General features: G+C 72.2%; 12 protein-coding genes. 6 read left to right on the forward strand and 6 right to left on the reverse strand.

The genetic code is table 11. The features are described from left to right. Positions 1-198: 198 nt before the first annotated feature. Positions 199-1,275 carry an IS5 family transposase gene (locus tag ACF3NH_RS10625; protein ID WP_422922789.1) on the reverse strand — a complete coding sequence of 359 codons (1,077 nt, stop codon included), beginning with the start codon at positions 1,273-1,275 and terminating at the stop codon, positions 199-201. Between the two features lie 73 nt (positions 1,276-1,348). On the opposite strand from ACF3NH_RS10625, the gene ACF3NH_RS10630 reads away from it, so the two are divergent. Next, positions 1,349-2,359, forward strand: coding sequence for an LLM class flavin-dependent oxidoreductase (locus ACF3NH_RS10630; protein ID WP_422924771.1), 1,011 nt, complete (start codon positions 1,349-1,351; stop codon positions 2,357-2,359). Between the two features lie 260 nt (positions 2,360-2,619). Further along, on the forward strand, positions 2,620-4,044 hold the full coding sequence (locus tag ACF3NH_RS10635; RefSeq protein WP_422922790.1) for an HAD family hydrolase: 1,425 nt from the start codon (positions 2,620-2,622) through the stop codon (positions 4,042-4,044). 46 nt (positions 4,045-4,090) lie between these two features. On the opposite strand, the gene ACF3NH_RS10640 is transcribed toward ACF3NH_RS10635, so the two are convergent. After that, complete coding sequence (locus ACF3NH_RS10640; RefSeq protein WP_232477091.1) at positions 4,091-5,269, reverse strand: M20/M25/M40 family metallo-hydrolase; 1,179 nt, start codon at positions 5,267-5,269, stop codon at positions 4,091-4,093. A 173-nt stretch (positions 5,270-5,442) separates the two neighbouring features. Here ACF3NH_RS10640 and ACF3NH_RS10645 point away from each other — a divergent pair, with 173 nt between their 5' ends. Together ACF3NH_RS10645 and ACF3NH_RS10650 are read left to right on the forward strand one after the other, a co-directional pair. Further along, on the forward strand, positions 5,443-6,222 hold the full coding sequence (locus ACF3NH_RS10645; protein WP_198366244.1) for a Fe(II)-2OG oxygenase family protein: 780 nt from the start codon (positions 5,443-5,445) through the stop codon (positions 6,220-6,222). Beyond that, positions 6,222-6,956 carry an aspartate/glutamate racemase family protein gene (locus tag ACF3NH_RS10650; RefSeq protein ID WP_232477092.1) on the forward strand — a complete coding sequence of 245 codons (735 nt, stop codon included), beginning with the start codon at positions 6,222-6,224 and terminating at the stop codon, positions 6,954-6,956. Before ACF3NH_RS10645 ends, ACF3NH_RS10650 begins: the two co-directional genes overlap by 1 nt. 42 nt (positions 6,957-6,998) lie before the next feature. Here the strand turns inward: ACF3NH_RS10650 and ACF3NH_RS10655 are convergent, their stop codons facing one another. Beyond that, on the reverse strand, positions 6,999-8,012 hold the full coding sequence (locus ACF3NH_RS10655) for an MBL fold metallo-hydrolase (protein WP_198366246.1): 1,014 nt from the start codon (positions 8,010-8,012) through the stop codon (positions 6,999-7,001). A gap of 168 nt (positions 8,013-8,180) precedes the next feature. Here ACF3NH_RS10655 and ACF3NH_RS10660 point away from each other — a divergent pair, with 168 nt between their 5' ends. Further along, on the forward strand, positions 8,181-9,548 hold the full coding sequence (locus tag ACF3NH_RS10660; protein ID WP_422922791.1) for a hypothetical protein: 1,368 nt from the start codon (positions 8,181-8,183) through the stop codon (positions 9,546-9,548). A gap of 810 nt (positions 9,549-10,358) precedes the next feature. On the opposite strand, the gene ACF3NH_RS10665 is transcribed toward ACF3NH_RS10660, so the two are convergent. From ACF3NH_RS10665 to ACF3NH_RS10675, 3 genes are all read right to left on the reverse strand, one after another. Further along, positions 10,359-11,657 carry a class I SAM-dependent RNA methyltransferase gene (locus ACF3NH_RS10665; RefSeq protein ID WP_422922792.1) on the reverse strand — a complete coding sequence of 433 codons (1,299 nt, stop codon included), beginning with the start codon at positions 11,655-11,657 and terminating at the stop codon, positions 10,359-10,361. Positions 11,658-11,755: 98 nt separating this feature from the next. Beyond that, positions 11,756-12,949: an acyl-CoA dehydrogenase gene (locus tag ACF3NH_RS10670; protein WP_422922793.1), complete on the reverse strand. Its 1,194-nt coding sequence runs from the start codon at positions 12,947-12,949 to the stop codon at positions 11,756-11,758. Between the two features lie 219 nt (positions 12,950-13,168). Then, positions 13,169-14,710 (reverse strand): DEAD/DEAH box helicase, encoded by a 1,542-nt coding sequence (locus tag ACF3NH_RS10675; RefSeq protein ID WP_422924773.1) that lies wholly within the window; start codon positions 14,708-14,710, stop codon positions 13,169-13,171. Positions 14,711-15,200: 490 nt separating this feature from the next. Between ACF3NH_RS10675 and ACF3NH_RS10680 the strand changes: the two genes are divergently transcribed. Further along, positions 15,201-15,899 (forward strand): alpha/beta fold hydrolase, encoded by a 699-nt coding sequence (locus ACF3NH_RS10680; protein WP_422922794.1) that lies wholly within the window; start codon positions 15,201-15,203, stop codon positions 15,897-15,899. The last annotated feature ends 33 nt before the right edge of the window (positions 15,900-15,932 follow it).

A 15,932-nucleotide genomic window follows, 5' to 3' on the forward strand; every position in this document is an offset into this window, starting at 1 on the left:
TCCGCGCCGCCGCCGCCCCACATGCGGGGCCGCAGCATGGAGCACCCCCGCGTGAAGACGATCGGACACCTCGAACTACCCGCTGCTGCATGGCCTTCGCGTGCAGGATGGTCGCCTCAGGCCGTGACGTGCCCCTGTTGACCCGGCTGGGTCACCGGCTTTGGGCGGCGGGTTCTGCCCTTCGTGGACGCTGTGGGGTTATGCGGGCGCAGCTCGGGCGCTGAGCCAGGCCAGGCGGGTGAAGTTGTAAGCCAAGTTGGCGATGCCGATCTTCACCTGGGCCCGGGCCAGGCCGATGGTGCGGACGAACAGCGCCATGCGGTGTTTCTGGGCGGCAAAGACATGCTCGATGCCGGAGCGGATCCGGGCGCGTGATGCATTGGCTTTCGCCTGCTGCTCAGGGAGTTCGCGCCGTGGCGGTCTGCGGAACAGGATGCGCTCGCTCAGCCCGCGCCGTTCCAGCGCTTCCAGATTGCGCTTCGTGCGGTAGGCCGTGTCCGCCCAGACGCGGCTGGCCGTGTTCTCGGGATCGAGCAGGGCAGGAAAGCTACGGCTGTCGTGCTGGGCGGCATCAGTGACCGTCCAGCGGCGGATCAGCCCGTACCGCCGGTCGATGCCGATATGGCTCTTGTAGCCAAAAACCGGCACCGCGATCTGAATGGCTTGGCGCTGCGCACCTTCTGGTTTGGGTTTGGTTCTGCCGCGCTTGAGCGTCCAACGCGCGTCGCGATCCTTCTGCGCCCGCTTGGCCTTTGACCAGTGCGTCGGCGTGTTGCCCTCACGAATAGTGGCTTTCTCATCGAGGGTGAGCTTCTGGCGTGGCGCGGCGATCAGGGTCGCGTCGATGATCTGCCCGCCCATGGCCAAATAGCCTTGCTCGACCAGCACCGCGTCGAAGCGGCGGAACAGCCCTTCGATGGCACCCGCCTGCTTGAGCTGCTCGCGATAGAGCCAGATCGTCTTGGCGTCGGGCACTGCCTGGTGCAGGCCGAGACCTGCGAAGCGCATGAAGGACAGCCGGTCCCGCAATTGGAACTCGGTCTGCTCGTCGGAGAGGCTGTAGAGCGCCTGCAGCACCAGGATGCGGAACATCAGCACCGCGTCATAGGGCGGGCGACCACCGCGGCTGCGATCCGACCGCGCCAGCGCCGCCTCCAGCACGGGCCGGAAGACCTCGAAGCCGACCGCGGCCGCAAGACGTTCCAGCGGATCGCCGGCGGCAGAGAGGGCCGCATACCGCTCATCGACATCGAAGAAGCCAGGCTGACCCGCCATCGCCACTGCCTCCGCTGACCGGAGCCAGTGAATCACCTCAGCGCACTAGCAGCGAGGTATTTCGAAGTGTCCGATCGGCTTTCTCTCCTTCGGACACTGGACGCCCTCACCCCAGTCGCAGACCCGTTCGGCGGCCGACGCGCTGCTGCAATCCATCGATCTGGCCGTCGCCGCCGAGGCGCTGGGCGTGGACGGGGCCTATTTCCGCGTCCATCACTTCGCCCGCCAGCTCGCCTCGCCCTTCCCGCTGCTCGCCGCCGTGGGCGCGCGGGCGAAGCGCATCGAGATCGGCACGGCGGTCATCGACATGCGCTACGAGAACCCGCTCTACATGGCCGAGGATGCCGGGGCGGCCGACCTGATCGCGGGCGGGCGGCTGCAACTCGGCCTCAGCCGGGGCTCGCCGGAGCAGGTGATCGACGGCTGGCGCTACTTCGGCTACCGCCCGGCCGAGGGCGAGAGCGAGGCCGACATGGCCCGCCGCCACACCGAGGTGCTGCTCGACGTGCTGCGCGGCGAGGGCTTCGCCCGGCCGAACCCGCAGCCGATGTTCCCCAACCCGCCCGGCCTGCTGCGGCCGGAGCCGCATTCCGAGGGGCTGCGCGAGCGCATCTGGTGGGGGTCCGGTTCGGACGCCACGGCGGTCTGGGCGGCGAAGCTGGGGATGAACCTGCAGAGCTCGACGCTGAAGGACGACGAGACCGGCGAGGCCTTCCACATCCAGCAGGCCCGGCAGATCCGCGCCTATCGTGCCGCCTGGGCCGAGGCCGGCCATGCGCGCACGCCCCGCGTCTCGGTCAGCCGCAGCATCTTCGCCCTGATGGACGACCGGGACCGCGCCTATTTCGGCCGCGGCAAGGAACAGGACCGGATCGGCCTCATCGACGAGAAGACGCGGGCGATCTTCGGCCGCGGCTATGCCGCCGAGCCGGAGGCGCTGGTCGAGGCGCTGCGGCAGGACGAAGCCATCGCCGAGGCCGACACCCTGCTGCTGACCGTGCCCAACCAGCTCGGCGTCGATTACTGCGTGCATGCCATCGAGGCCGTGCTGACGCATGTCGCGCCGGCGCTCGGCTGGCGCTGACACAGGCCTGGAGAGGATAGGTATTCCGGGACGCGGCGGAGTGGAGAGGAAGGAAGGCGCGTCCGGCCCCAATTCCGCCACAATGAACGTCCAGTAAAAGAGCCTGGTGCGTGTGTCTGGAATTCAGGCCTGTGCCCGGGATTTCATGCCGGAATCGGCACGAATTCCGGCGGGCGGCCCGGTTCCGCGGGTGAATGGCCTCTCCTGTCCTGATCTCCTGGATTTTTTGACCGCACTGAGCAGGAAGGACCCGCCATTCGATGCGAGCCGCGCAGACGCCCCCGGCCCGGAGCCCGTATTTCGCGGATTTCGATCACACGCTGCTGGCCGGCAACAGCACGGAGCTGTTCATCGCCGCCTGCAAGCCCTCCTTTCTGGCGGCGCTGGTGGAGCTGCTGGTGCGCCGCTGCATCCCCTGGCGCTGGACCGGATTGCCCCAATGGTTCCGGCTGCGGGACTATGCCTGCTGCCTCTGCCTTATCCTGCTGATGCCGTGGAACCTGCTGATCTGGCGGCGCGTCGCGCCCGGGCTCTTCGCGCGGCTGGAGAGCCGGATGGTGACGGAGCGGTTGCGGCGGGCCGGGGCCGGACGGGTGGTCATCGTCTCCTTCGGGATGGCCTTCGTCATCCGGGCGATGCTGCGCGGCAGCGCCTGGCAGGATTGTCGGCTGATCGCCACCCCGCTGCTGCCGGCCCTCGGGCGCTTCCGGGCCGGCAAGCTGCATCTGGTCGAGGGGCATTTCAGCGCCGCCGAGATCGCCCATGCCGACTTCATCACCGATTCCCGCGATGATGCCGACCTGCTGCAGGCGGCGGGGCGGGGCGAGCTGATCGCCCCGCAGGGACCGGCCATCTCGGCGCGGGAGCGGCTCTACCTGCCCCTGCGCTATACCGCCGCCGCCAAGTACACACGCTCCTATGTGCTGGACCAGATCCTGCTGGTCGACATCCTGCTGGTGGCGCTCAGCATCAGCGTGACGCCGGGCGAGCTGCTGGCCGCGCTGGGCTTCGTGCCCTTCCTGACGATCTCGCTGATGGGCGTCTACGAGATCGGCTACTACGAGAACGACATGGTGGCGGCGCGGCGGGAGGCGGCGCCGACGCTGAAGCCGGCGGCGGCGCGCTACCGCGACTTCCCCATCGAGCCCGATGCCTGGCTCTGGTCCCTGGCGACGGGCGCGCTGGGGCTGGCCGGGGCGCATTGGGCCGGGATGCTGGGCAGCATCGGCCTGGCCGGGGGCGCGCTGGGCTGGGTCGCCATGCTGCTGGTGCTGCGGGCGGTCTTCTACGTCTACAACCGCCGGCCGCCGGGCTCGCGCATCCTGCTCTACCCGGTGCTGAACGCGATCAAGTTCGGGCCGATCTTCTTCCTGATGGAGCCCACGAAGTTCGGCGTGGTCCTGGCCTTCAGCCAGGTGGCGATGATGTGGGTCATCTACATCACCTATCGCTACGGCGGCTCGCACAACGAGATCCGCAAGGACAATCTGCGCTTCATGCTGTTCGGCATCGGCGCCGCGCTGCTGGCCAGCAGCGCGCCCTTCGCCAGCCTGGGCGGGTTGTTCCAGCTCGGCGCCATCCTCGCCTGGCTGACGCTGCGCCTCTGCAAGGCGCCGGCCCTGGCGCTGCTGCGCGGGCGCCGGCGGCAGGCCGCGGGGCCGCTGGCCGCCCAGTCGCGGGCCTGAGCGGGAGGGTCCATCCCCCCTCCCGCCCGGCAGCCGGATGCCGCGCTCAGACGCTGGCCAGCAGGCCGGCGAAGAGCCGCGCGCGGGGCACCAGGCTGTCGATCAGCAGATGCTCCTGCAGGGTGTGGATGCCGCCGCCCCGCACGCCGAGCCCGTCCAGGGTGGGCACGCCCATGGCGCCGGTGAAGTTGCCGTCCGAGCCGCCGCCGGCGCTCTCATGGCCGATCTCGAAGCCGAGCTGCGAGGCCAGGCGTTGCGCCGTGCGGTAGAGGCCCATGGTGCCGCCATCCGGCTCCCAGACCGGGCGGGTGACGCCGCGCCGGACCTCGAGCGTCACGTCGCCGGCACCGGATTGCAGGGCCAGCATCCGCCCCACCGCATGGTCCAGATCCTCCTGCCGCTTGGCCATGGAGAGCGCCTCGGCGTCGCAATGGGTGGCGACGCAATTGACCCATCGCCCGCCCTGCAGGACGCCCACCGAGAAGGTGGCGGCCTCGGTGGTCATCGCCTCGATCGCCAGGATCTGCCGGCACATCTCGCGGATGGCGCTGCGCCCGTCCGAGAGCGCGGCGCCGGCATGGCTCGGCCGGCCCGTGGTGCGCAGGTTGAAGCGGGCGATGGCGTAGCGGCCGGTCACCACGCCGCCATCCGGCCGCGCCGGCTCGGGCACCAGCACCACCTCGTGCCGCGCCGCCTCGGCCTCGATCACGTCGCGGGTCGAGGGGCTGCCCACCTCCTCGTCGCTGGTGAGCAGGAAGCTGACGGGGCGGCGGGTGCAGATGCCGGCCTGCTGCATCGCCGCCATGGCCTGCAGGGCGAGGAAGGTGCCGCCCTTCATGTCGCAGATGCCGGGGCCGTAGGCGCGCTCGCCCTCGACCCGCCAGGGCAGGGCGCCGAGCGTGCCGACCGGGTGCACGGTATCGAGATGCGCCAGCACCAGGATGCCGCCCTCCATCTCGCCATCGGGATGCGGGAAGCGGGCACGGACGCAGTCGCCATAGCCCATGCGGCCGGGAATGCGCTCGATCCGCGCGCCGAGGATGGCGAGGTCCCGCGCCGCCAGCGACATCATGCGGTTGACCGCCTCGGCGTCGAAGGTCGGGCTCTCGCACTCGACCCAGGGGCGCAGCCCGGCGAGCAGCGCCTCGGCCTCGAAGGGCAGGGCCAGGGCGCGCTGGGCCTCCGCCTGGTCCTGGGGCAGCCTCTCCGCCTTCTGCATTCGCATCTCTCCCTTCTGGCACGTCCGGCCTGGCATGCCCGGCCCGTCCGGTTCCGGCCCATCCCCCGCGTCTGGGCGCATCCGGCGGCGCAGCCTGCGGCCATGGCGGCGGCAGGACAAGGGGGAGATCTGTCAAGAGGTGACGGGGAGGGGGGGCAGCCTGCTAAACCTCCTCCCCGATGAGCGAATACACTCCCCCGCGGCGCATCGCGCCGCAGACCGGCGACAACCTCTGGACCGGCACGGCCCTCACCCCGGCCGACTGGATGCTGCCGCTCGGCGGCGAGGTGACCGCGGAGATCGCCAGCGCCGGCGAGACCGCGACGCCGCTGCCGCGGCTCGACCCGTTGCTGGGCCAGGTGGCCGAGCGGCTGGCGCATGGCCTCGGCTTCTGCCTGCTGCGCGGCATGAAGCTGCCGGAGGCGCCGGCGGAGCGGTTGTCGCAGATCGGTCGCCGGCTGGGCCGGCCGCTGCCGCAGGGGCCGGCGGAGGCGCCGGACCCCGCGCCCGGCGGCAAGTACCACACGGAGCCCTGCGACGCCCTGCTGCTGCTCTGCCGCGAGGGTGTCGAGGTGGCGCTGTTCTCCGCCGCCGCGCTGCACAACGAAGTGCTGAAGACCGACCGCCCGGCGCTGGAGGTGCTCTACGGCGCCCTGCCGACCGGGCCGGAGACGGGCCTGCCGGTCTTCGCCGTGACCAGCGGCGTCTTCGCCGCGCGCTGCGAGCGGATGAGCAGCGATCCGGCGCTCTGCGGCCCGGCCTGGTCGGCGCTGGAGCGGGCGGCGCAGGCGCCCGGCATGGCGCTGCGCCTGATGCTGCATCCGGGGGACCTGCTCTGCGTGAACCCCTTCCTGGTCTGGGCGACGCGGCGGCCCCAGCTCGAGGCGCTGGCGGTGATGACGGAGAATTCGCGCCTTTCCGAGGGCGCTTTCGCGGCACTGCGCGGGGAGGCGGGGTGATGCGCATCCTGGTGGCCAATGCCAACACGACGGAGGCCATCACCGCGCTCTGCGCCGACGCGGCGCGGGCCGCCGCGGCGCCGGGGACGGAGATCCTGGCCGCCACGCCGCGCTTCGGCGTCGCGGTGATCTCGACCCGGGCCGAGAACGCCATCGCCGGCCATGCCCTGCTGGAGCTGCTGGCCGAGCATGCCGGACAGATCGACGCCGCCATCCTCGCGGTCAGCCACGACACGGCGCTGGAGGCGGCGCGGCAGCTGATGCCCTGCCCGGTGGTGGGCATGACCGAGGCCGCCTGCCTGACCGCCTGCCTGCTTGGCGCCCGCTTCGGCCTGGTGACGCTGGGCGGCACCGAGACCTATCGGGAGCTGATCGGCCGCCACGGCCTCGCCGGCCGCCTCTCCGGGCTGGAGGGGGTGGCGATGACGCCGCAGCAGGCGGTGGCCGAGCCCGCCGCCGCCGAGGAGGCGGTGCTGCGGGGCGCGCTGCGGCTGGTCGAGGGCGGGGCCGACGCGGTGGTGCTGGGCGGCGCGGCGCTCGCCGGCATGGCGGCGCGCCTCGCGCCCCGCGCCCCGGTGCCGCTGCTCGACGGCATGGCCTGCGGCGTGAAGCTGGCCGAGGCACTGGTGGCCCTCGCGCCCCCGAAGCCGCGCGCCGGCAGCCTGGCGGCGCCGCAGGGCCGCGCCACCGGCGGGCTCAGCCCGGCGCTGACGCGGCTGCTGCTCGGCGGCTGACCGCCCGTCCCCGAAGGAAGAAGGCCTCCGGGGGCAACGCGCTCACGCCTCCAGCGTGCCCCGCCACAGCGCGGGGATGTAGCGGTAGCCTTCGCCCTCCTTCGCGACATAGCCATTGGCGGGGAAGGGGAAGTGATAGCCGATGCAGCGGATGCGGTCGGACGCCACCCGGTCCAGGATGCGGCGCCGCGTCGCCTCGGCCTGTTCCGCATCCATGTCGAAGACCAGGTGCCAGCCGGGGTTGCGCAGGTTCAGCTCGGGCCGGTTGGTGACATCGCCGAGCACCATCGCCTGCGCCCCGCCATCGGTCAGCAGGTAGCTGGTGTGGCCCGGCGTGTGGCCGGGCGTCGGCACGGCCCGGATGCCGGGCGCGACCTCCGCGGCGCCGTCGATCTGGCGGATGCGCTCGCGATAGGGCTCGAACTTGCGCCGCACCAGGGCGAAGGCGTTGCGCATCGCCTCCGGCGCGCGGCCGGCCTGGCCGTCATCCATCCAGAAGTCCCATTCCGCCTTCGGCACCACGATCGTGGCCTGCGGAAAGAGCGGCCGGTTCTCCGCGTCGGTCAGGCCGCTGATATGGTCGCCGTGGAAATGCGTCATCACCACCATCCGCACCTGGGCGGGGTCGTGGCCGGCGGCGCGGAGATTGGCCGGGGCCTGGCCCGCCGTGGCGCCGAGCTGCCCGCCCGTGCCGGTGTCGAAGAGCACCACGCCCTCCGGCGTCTCCAGCGCCGTCAGCGTATAGACGATGTCGAGATGCTCGGTGGGCATCAGCTCGGCCTGCAGTGCCGCCGCCACCTGCTCGGGCGAGGCGTTGCGGACGAAGCCCTGGGTCGGGTTGGGGCGGCGGCCGGCCCCGTCATGCAGCAGGGTGACGACGCGGCTGCCGAGGCGGAAGCGGTAGAAGCCGGGCGCCTGGGCCGGAGCGGCGCCGTCCTCGGCCTGCCCCTGGGCCCGCGCCTGTCCCTGCCCCTGGGCCATGGCTGCCGGGCCCACCCCGGCGGCCAGCGCCGCCGCCCCGGCTCCCATCAGAAGATCCTTCCGTCCGATCGGCATGCCACCTCTCCCTGTGCTGGCGCACAGCAGGTCGGCACCCGGGGGCATGGGATCAAGGGCGGGCCGGGGCGTGAATGAGCGGTGGTACCGTATGAAAACATGATAATCCTTCGGGCATTGAATCCAGGTCCTGCTCTCACTGGTTGCCTGTGCCCCGGGGATCCTCGCTTGCTTCTGTCCGCACCGCCGACCGCGACCCTGCTGCACGACACCGGCCGCGTCGCCGCGCTCTACCAGCCGGGCGGCGAGGGGCTGATCGTCTCCCTCGCGCCGCGCCAGGCCGAGCGCGCCATCTGGGGCCGTGCCTTCCTGGCCCGGCTCGGCGCCTCGCTGCTGGGCCTGGTGGACCACCGGGACAGCTGGTTCCCCGAGGAGGACATGGCGCTGCTGTCGCCGCGGCTGGAGCCCCTGCTGGCGGCGCACCGCCGCGTGGTGCTCTATGGCTTCAGCATGGGCGCCTACGCCGCGCTCAAGCACGCCGCCCGGCTGCGGGCGGATGTGGTGCTGGCCTTCGCCCCGCAGTATTCCATCAGCCCCGCCGATGTCGGCGCCTTCGATCCGCGCCGCAGCCAGGCCTTCTTCCAGGCCGCGCTGCACACCGGCATGCGCTTGCGGCCCGGCGATCTGCGCGGCCAGGCGCTGCTGTTCCACGATCCGCTCTTTCCCGAGGATGCCCGGCACGCCGCGCTGATCCGCGCCGCCGGCCCGGTCGTCACGGTGCCGACGCCCTTCGCCAACCATGATTCCCTGCGCTTCGTGCTGCAGGCCGGCGCCCTGGCGCCGCTGCTGCGGGCCGCGCTGGAGGGGCCGGTGGACATCGCCGCGCTGCGCCACGGGCTGCGCCAGGGCCGCCTGCTCTCGGCCGACTACGTGGAGAACCTCGCCGCCGCGCTGCGCCGCCGGCGGGGGGAGGCGGCCGCCGCGCGGCTGGTGCGCCAGGCGATCGAGGCGGGGAACACCGCGCCCGGCCTGCGGATCGAGCGGGCGCACCGGCTGCTCGACGAGGCGTCGGAGGCGGCGGCGGAGGCCCTGCTGGACGGCCTTGATGAGGGCAGCCTGCCGCCGCCCCAGGCCGCCGCCCTGACCGAGGCGCGCCGCCGGCTGCGTCTGCGGCGCGGCGAGGACCGGGCCGACCCGCCCGACTTCCCCGCCGGCGATCCGCTCTGGGAGGATGCCGCCGGCTTCCTCGTCGAGCGGGTGCTGCCGCGCGACCGGATTCTCGCCCCCGCCCTCTTCGCCGCCCGGCTGCCGGACATCATCCCCTATGCGCGACCGCCGGGCGATGGCGCCGAGGCGTGGGACTGGGTGGTGGTGAGCAAGGAGCGGCTGCCGGCCCTGGGCGGCGCCTTCCTGCGCGACCTCGCCGCCACCGCGACGCCGGTCTTCGCCAACGCGCTTTTCGTGATCTGGGCGCGGCAGCCGAGCTTCGGCCTGGTGGATCGCCGCGACACGCCCGAGGTCGCCGCCCTGTTGCGGGACCTGCGCGACACCGGAACGGGACCGGCCGCCGATCCCGGTTCGGCCGACCCCTTTTAAGCCGGAGCGGCTGTAATGCGGCGAAAGAGGGTCCCAGTTGCCATGCCGCCGCCGCTGCTGTTGTAACTAAAGTTTAGGGAATCGGCGGTATTCTTTGTCAGCCTAAATTGCGCGGCAATGTTTCCTTGCAGGTAAGTTGTCAAAGTACCACCACTTAAGTTCGAGTTGAGGATAGGGTGGCTGCGGCCACGAAAAGCATAGCGAGTTACTTGACCATTCCGAACATCGACACGAACAGATGCTCCACCCGAAATTTCTCCAACCCAAGTGCCATCCCAATCTTCAGTTGTCGAAGAAGATACGTTTCCAGACGAAGGTGTGGGCGTACCGGGACTCTGATTTGTGCTCTGAGAACATCCAGACACAGCCAGCACCGCCAGAAGAAATGCTCCAGCAACAGGGTGCCACATTCATCCCTCCTTTGATCCATTTGGGCTATGGATGTTTAAAGCAAAATGATTGCGAATTATCAACGAGAATTTAGGTATCGTTTGCGATGTGACCGCCACTTTGATCGGGACCTATAAACAAGCTCGATCTACAAGAATCCGTGGCGCTTCCCTCTGGCTGCGGCTGTGCCTAGGGAACGTTGATGAGCGGAGAGAGGTCTGGCTGACGGACCGGCAATGGCAGCGCCTAGCACCACTCCTCGCGAACAAGCCGCGTAGCGTGCCGCTGCGGAATCTGCCTCCTGGCCGCTGTCCAGTTCGCTGCCATTGTCAGCTACTAGTTATGAGTCGTGACCGTAGAAGGCGGCCAGCCCCTGCCGGGCCCTCGCCGCCGGCTTCCATTCGCCCGCTTGGGCGTGCCTCATCCCGGGCGGCCGCGCGCGAAGGTGACGACGGCCTCCAGCTGGCCGGACCAGAGGAACTGGTCGATCGGCACCGCCCGTTCCAGCCGCCAGCCGGCCGCCGCCAGCAGCCGGGCATCGCGCGTCAGCGCCGCCGGGTTGCAGGAGACATAGACGATGCAGGCCAGGCCGCTGCGGGCCAGCGCCGGCATCTGCTCGGCGGCGCCGGCGAAGGGCGGGTCCAGCACCAGGGCGGCGAAGCCCTCCAGCTCCCTGGCCGAGAGCGGCTGCCGCGCCAGGTCGCGCCGGACCGCGGTGACACGGCCACCGCTCCGGCGCGCCGCCGCATCCAGCGCCGCCACCGCCTCCGGCGCGCCCTCATAGGCGGTGACGCGGGCGCGCGCGGCGAGGGGAAAGCTCAGCGTGCCGAGCCCGGCATGCAGCTCGGCGATGCGCGCGCGGCCGGCGAGCTTCGGCAGTCCCTCCAGCACGGCGGCGACGATGGCCGCTTCCCCCTGCGGCGTCGCCTGCAGGAAGGCGCCCGGCGGCGGCGCCACCGCCACCCCCGCGAAGCCGATGGAGACCGGGCCGAGCTGCGCCATGGTCTCCTGCGCCGATCCCTTCAGCGGCCCGGCGGCGATGCGTGGCACCCCCTGGGCGGCGGCGAAGGCGGCCAGCGTGGCGCGGTCGGCGGTGCCCGGCCGGCCGTCCAGGCGGAGCAGCAGATCGGGGCCGGTGTCGAGCAGGTTCAGCAGGGCCGAGCCCTCGCGGCGGAAGGCGCCGAGGCCGCGCAGCATCGCCCGCAGCGGATCGAACAGCGCCACCAGCGCCGGGTCGAGCACGGCGCAGGTCGAGAGATCCTCGATGGCGGCGGCGCCGCGCCGGTGGAAGCCGAGCGCCACCGCGCCGTCCGCTCCGCGGCGCAGGGCCAGGTCGGCGCGCCGCCGCGTCGCCGGCGGCGTGACCGCCGGTTCCGCCACGGCGGGGTCCGCGAAGCCGGCGCGGGACAGGGCCTCCACCAGCCGGGCCCGCTTCCAGGCGGCATAGGGCGCGCCGGCCCAGTGCTGGATCTGGCAGCCGCCACAGGCCTCGCCGCGCGGGTCGAAATGCGGGCAGGGGGGCACGACGCGGTCGGGTGAGGCGGCGAGCAGCGTCTCCAGCCGCGCCGCCACCCCCTCGCCGCGGCGGGCGCCAGGCGCGGCGCGGACGCGCTCGCCCGGCAGGGCGCCAGGGATGAAGCAGGGCGTGCCGTCCGGCAGGCGGGCGAGGCCGTCGCCGCCGGCGCCGAGGCCGGTGATGTCGAGATCGGTGCTGGTCATGGGTCCGGGCAGGGACGGGGCAGGGGCCGGGAGGCCGGACCGGAGAGGAGCGGACCCGGCGGCGGGCGGGGGAGGCCGCCGCCGCCGGGTCCGGGCGCTCAGGCCCCGAAGGCGTTCAGCCCGGTCTGGGCGCGGCCCAGGATCAGGGCATGCACGTCATGCGTGCCCTCGTAGGTGTTCACCGCCTCGAGGTTCATGACGTGGCGGATCACGTGGTACTCGTCGGCGATGCCGTTGCCGCCGTGCATGTCACGGGCGACGCGGGCGATGTCGAGCGCCTTGCCACAGGAATTGCGCTTGCAGAGGGAGATCATCTCCGGCGCCACGCGGTGCTCGTCGAACAGCCGGCCGAGGCGCAGCACGCTCTGCAGGCCGAGGGTGATCTCGGTCTGCATGTCGGCCAGCTTCTTCTGGATGAGCTGGGTGTTGGCCAGCGGGCGGCCGAACATCTTGCGCTCCATGGTGTAGTCGCGCGCGGCGTGCCAGCAGAACTCGGCGGCGCCCAGCGCGCCCCAGGCGATGCCGTAGCGGGCGCGGTTGAGGCAGGAGAACGGGCCCTTCAGCCCCTTCACGTCGAGCTTGTTCTCCTCCGGGCAGAACACCTCCTCCATCATGATCATGCCGGTGGTGGAGGCGCGCAGCGAGAACTTGCCCTCGATCTTGGGCGCGGAGAGGCCCTTGGCACCCTTCTCCAGCACGAAGCCGCGCACGTCGCCGGCCTCGTCCTTGGCCCAGACGACGAAGACGTCGGCGATCGGGGAATTGGTGATCCAGGTCTTGGAGCCGGAGAGCAGGTAGCCGCCATCGACCTTCTTCGCCCGCGTCCGCATCGAGCCGGGGTCGGAGCCGGCATCGGGCTCGGTCAGGCCGAAGCAGCCGACCAGCTCGCCCTTCTGCATCCCCGGCAGCACGCGGTCCTTCAGCGCGTCGGTGCCATAGGCCCAGATCGGGAACATGGCGAGCGAGGACTGCACCGAGAAGGCCGAGCGGTAGCCGCTGTCGACGCGCTCCACCTCGCGCGCGATCAGCCCGTAGGAGACGTAGTTGACGCCGGCGCAGCCATGGCTGTCGAGCGTGGCGCCGAGGAAGCCCATCTCGCCGAACTCGTTCATGATCTCGCGGTGGAAGACCTCGTGCCGGTTGGCCTCCAGCACGCGCGGGAAGAGCTTGCCCTGGCAGTAGTCGCGCGCCGCGTCGCGGATCATCCGCTCATCCTCGGTGAGCTGGTCCTCCAGCAGGAGGGCGTCGTCCCACACGAAGGCGGGGCGGGCGGATGGGGTCACGGCGTTCATGGCGTTTCTCTCCAGCGGCTGGGGTCGGCGGGAGGCGGCGCCCGCTCCGGCCAGCGGAAGGGCGCCTCCTCCGAATGGGGTCTGCGGGACCGTTCCGAGATCCGATCACGCGCAATCTGGCGCCCTTCGCGCGCCTCGGCAACCGGGCGGCGGAGCGCGCGGCGGCACGGCCGCCCTCTCTCCAGGGAACCCCCCGGGGATCTCTCCCCGGGAAGGGTCTCAGGCAGCGGCCTCCTGGCCCCCGCCGGAGTCGGCGCCGGTATCGCGCTGCGGGCGGGGGATGGGGATCAGCATGAAGGCCGGCACCGCATCGCCGAAGCCCTTCACGGCCGGGCCCAGATCGTCCCGGTCGCGGCGCGCATGGTCGCGGCGGCGGTCCTGGCGGCCATCCTCGCGCGGGGCGCGCCATTCCTCGCGGGGCGCCCGCTCGGGCCGTGGCGGCGGCGCGGCCTCCTCGGCCACCACCGGCGGCGGCGGCGCCTCGCCGCGGCCGGGGCGGCGCTGGCCACGCCGCTGCACCTCGTCGCGGCCCGTCTCGCCTCGGCCCGTCTCGCCTCGGCCCGTCTCGCCTCGGCCCGTCTCGCTCCGGCCCGTCTCGCCTCGGCCGGCCTCGCGCCGGGGGCGATCCCCGCCGCGACCCTCGCCGGCCCGGCTGTCACCGCCGCGGCCCTTGCCGGTGCTGCGGCCCCGGCCCCGGCCACCGCGCGGCGCGCTCGCCGCCTCGGCCAGCTCCTCGGCGGAGACGGTGTCCAGCCCCTCGATCTCAATGCGCGGGATCGGCTTGCCGGTCAGCGCCTCGATGGCGGCGACGAGCTTCACGTCATCCGCCGTGGCGAGGGTGAAGGCATGGCCCTCCCGCCCCGCCCGGCCGGTGCGGCCGATGCGGTGGACATAGTCCTCGTCGCGGAACGGCACGTCGAAGTTGAAGACATGGCTGAGGCCGCCGATGTCGATGCCGCGCGCCGCGACGTCGGAGCAGACCAGCAGGCGCAGCTCGCCGGCCTTGAACTTCTCCAGCGTGGCGAAGCGCACCGACTGCGGCAGGTCGCCATGCAGCGCGCCGACGGCGAAGCCATGCTTCGACAGGCTCTTGTAGAGCACGTCCACATCGCGCTTGCGATTGCAGAAGATCAGGGCGTTCTGCACGTCCTGCGAGCGGATCAGCCGCCGCAGCGCCTCGCGCTTGTCGTGCGGCTGCACGAAGGCGAGGCCGGCGGTGATGGTCGTCGCCACCGAGGCGGGGGCCGACACTGTGATGGTCTTCGGGTTCTGCAGGAAGGCGTCGGCCAGCTTGCGGATCTCGGGCGCCATGGTGGCCGAGAAGAACAGCGTCTGGCGCAGCGGCGGCAGCAGCGAGACGATGCGCTCGACATCGGGGATGAACCCCATGTCCAGCATGCGGTCGGCCTCGTCGATCACCAGCACCTTGCAATCGGCCAGCATGACGCGGCCGCGCTCGAACAGGTCGAGCAGCCGGCCCGGCGTCGCGATCAGCACGTCCACGCCCTTGTCGAGCACGTCGCGCTGGTCGGACATGCTCTCGCCGCCGATCAGCAGGGCATGGGTCAGCTTCATGTGCTGCCCGTACTTGACGAAGTTCTCGGCCACCTGGAGCGCCAGCTCGCGCGTCGGCTCCAGGATCAGGCTGCGCGGCATGCGGGCCTTGGCGCGGGAGCCGGCCAGGATGTCCATCATCGGCAGCACGAAGCTGGCGGTCTTGCCGGTGCCGGTCTGGGCGCAGCCGAGCACGTCACGGCCCATCAGCACGACCGGGATGGCCTGCTCCTGGATCGGGGTCGGGTGCACATAGCCCGCCTCGGCCACGCCGCGCAGCAGCGCCTCGGACAGGCCGAGATCGGCGAAGACGGCGCGCGGGCCGGCCTCCGGCGTCTCCCCTGGCTCCTCTCCCGGTCCATCCTCCGGGTCGGGCGGCTCGGCGGCGGCCACGGCCACGGACCCGTCCGGGTGCGGCGCGGCGGCATTCGCCGGCGCCGGGGCAACCGGGGCCGGGGTGGTCAGGGCGTCGGAATACTCATCTTCGGCCACGCGGTGCGCGGCCGCATCGGGCTGATCGCTCAAGGGCAGTCGGTTCCTTCGCCGGACATGCGGCGGGATGCGTGCCGGCGACCGCGCGGAGCCCGCGCAGCCCTCTCTCCGGCAATGGTCACGGGGATATGCGCCGACCGGCCCGGCTTGGCAAGGTTCTCGACGGCTTGCGGCCGCGCGGAGGGCGGGGTAGCGGAGGAGGGTGATGCCCGCGCGACACGATCTCCTCCTGCTGCCCGGCCTGCTCTGCGACGGGCGCCTCTGGCGCGACCAGGTCGCCGGCCTGGCCGGCCTCGCCGCCTGCCAGGTGGCGGACCTGACGCGCGACGACACGCTGCACGGCATGGCGGCACGGGCGCTGGCCGCCGCGCCGCCCCGCTTCGCCCTGGCCGGCCTGTCGATGGGCGGCTATGTCGCCTTCGAGATCCTGCGCCAGGCGCCGGAGCGGGTGACGCGGCTGGCGCTGTTCGACACCTCGGCCCGCCCGGACACCGAGGAGGCCTCACGCCGCCGGCGTGGCCTGATGGCGCTGACCCGCACCGGCCAGTTCAGGGGCGTGACGCCACGCCTGCTGCCCAGCCTGCTGCATCCCGACCACGTCGCCGGACCGCTCGGCGCGGAGGTGCGGGCGATGGCCGACCGCGTCGGGCGCGACGCCTTCCTGCGCCAGCAGCTCGCCATCCTGCACCGGCCGGATTCGCGGCCCATGCTGCCCGGCATCGGCGTGCCGACGCTGGTGGCGGTGGGCGAGCAGGACGTGCTGACGCCGCCCGAACTGGCCGAGGAGATGGCCGCGGGCATTCCGGACGCCCGGCTGGCCCGCCTGCCGGGGGCCGGCCACCTGCCCACCATGGAGCGGCCGGCCGAGAGCACCGCCCTGCTGCGCGACTGGCTGCTGGGCTGAAGCGGCCGGGCTGAAGGCGGCTGGGCTGAGGCG

The sequence above is a fragment of the Pseudoroseomonas sp. WGS1072 genome, assembly GCF_049340465.1.
GTDB lineage: Bacteria > Pseudomonadota > Alphaproteobacteria > Acetobacterales > Acetobacteraceae > Pseudoroseomonas.

What these genes read in the sequence shown, in the direction of transcription:
- ACF3NH_RS10640 (WP_232477091.1), bottom strand. Translation starts at nt 5,269, where the DNA reads ATGCGAATGCAGAAGGCGGAGAGGCTGCCCCAGGACCAGGCGGAGGCC.
- ACF3NH_RS10650 (WP_232477092.1), top strand. Translation starts at nt 6,222, where the DNA reads ATGCGCATCCTGGTGGCCAATGCCAACACGACGGAGGCCATCACCGCG.
- ACF3NH_RS10655 (WP_198366246.1), bottom strand. Translation starts at nt 8,012, where the DNA reads ATGCCGATCGGACGGAAGGATCTTCTGATGGGAGCCGGGGCGGCGGCG.
- ACF3NH_RS10645 (WP_198366244.1), top strand. Translation starts at nt 5,443, where the DNA reads ATGAGCGAATACACTCCCCCGCGGCGCATCGCGCCGCAGACCGGCGAC.
- ACF3NH_RS10670 (WP_422922793.1), bottom strand. Translation starts at nt 12,949, where the DNA reads ATGAACGCCGTGACCCCATCCGCCCGCCCCGCCTTCGTGTGGGACGAC.
- ACF3NH_RS10680 (WP_422922794.1), top strand. Translation starts at nt 15,201, where the DNA reads ATGCCCGCGCGACACGATCTCCTCCTGCTGCCCGGCCTGCTCTGCGAC.
- ACF3NH_RS10635 (WP_422922790.1), top strand. Translation starts at nt 2,620, where the DNA reads ATGCGAGCCGCGCAGACGCCCCCGGCCCGGAGCCCGTATTTCGCGGAT.
- ACF3NH_RS10675 (WP_422924773.1), bottom strand. Translation starts at nt 14,710, where the DNA reads ATGGGCCGTGACGTGCTCGGCTGCGCCCAGACCGGCACCGGCAAGACC.
- ACF3NH_RS10665 (WP_422922792.1), bottom strand. Translation starts at nt 11,657, where the DNA reads ATGACCAGCACCGATCTCGACATCACCGGCCTCGGCGCCGGCGGCGAC.
- ACF3NH_RS10625 (WP_422922789.1), bottom strand. Translation starts at nt 1,275, where the DNA reads ATGGCGGGTCAGCCTGGCTTCTTCGATGTCGATGAGCGGTATGCGGCC.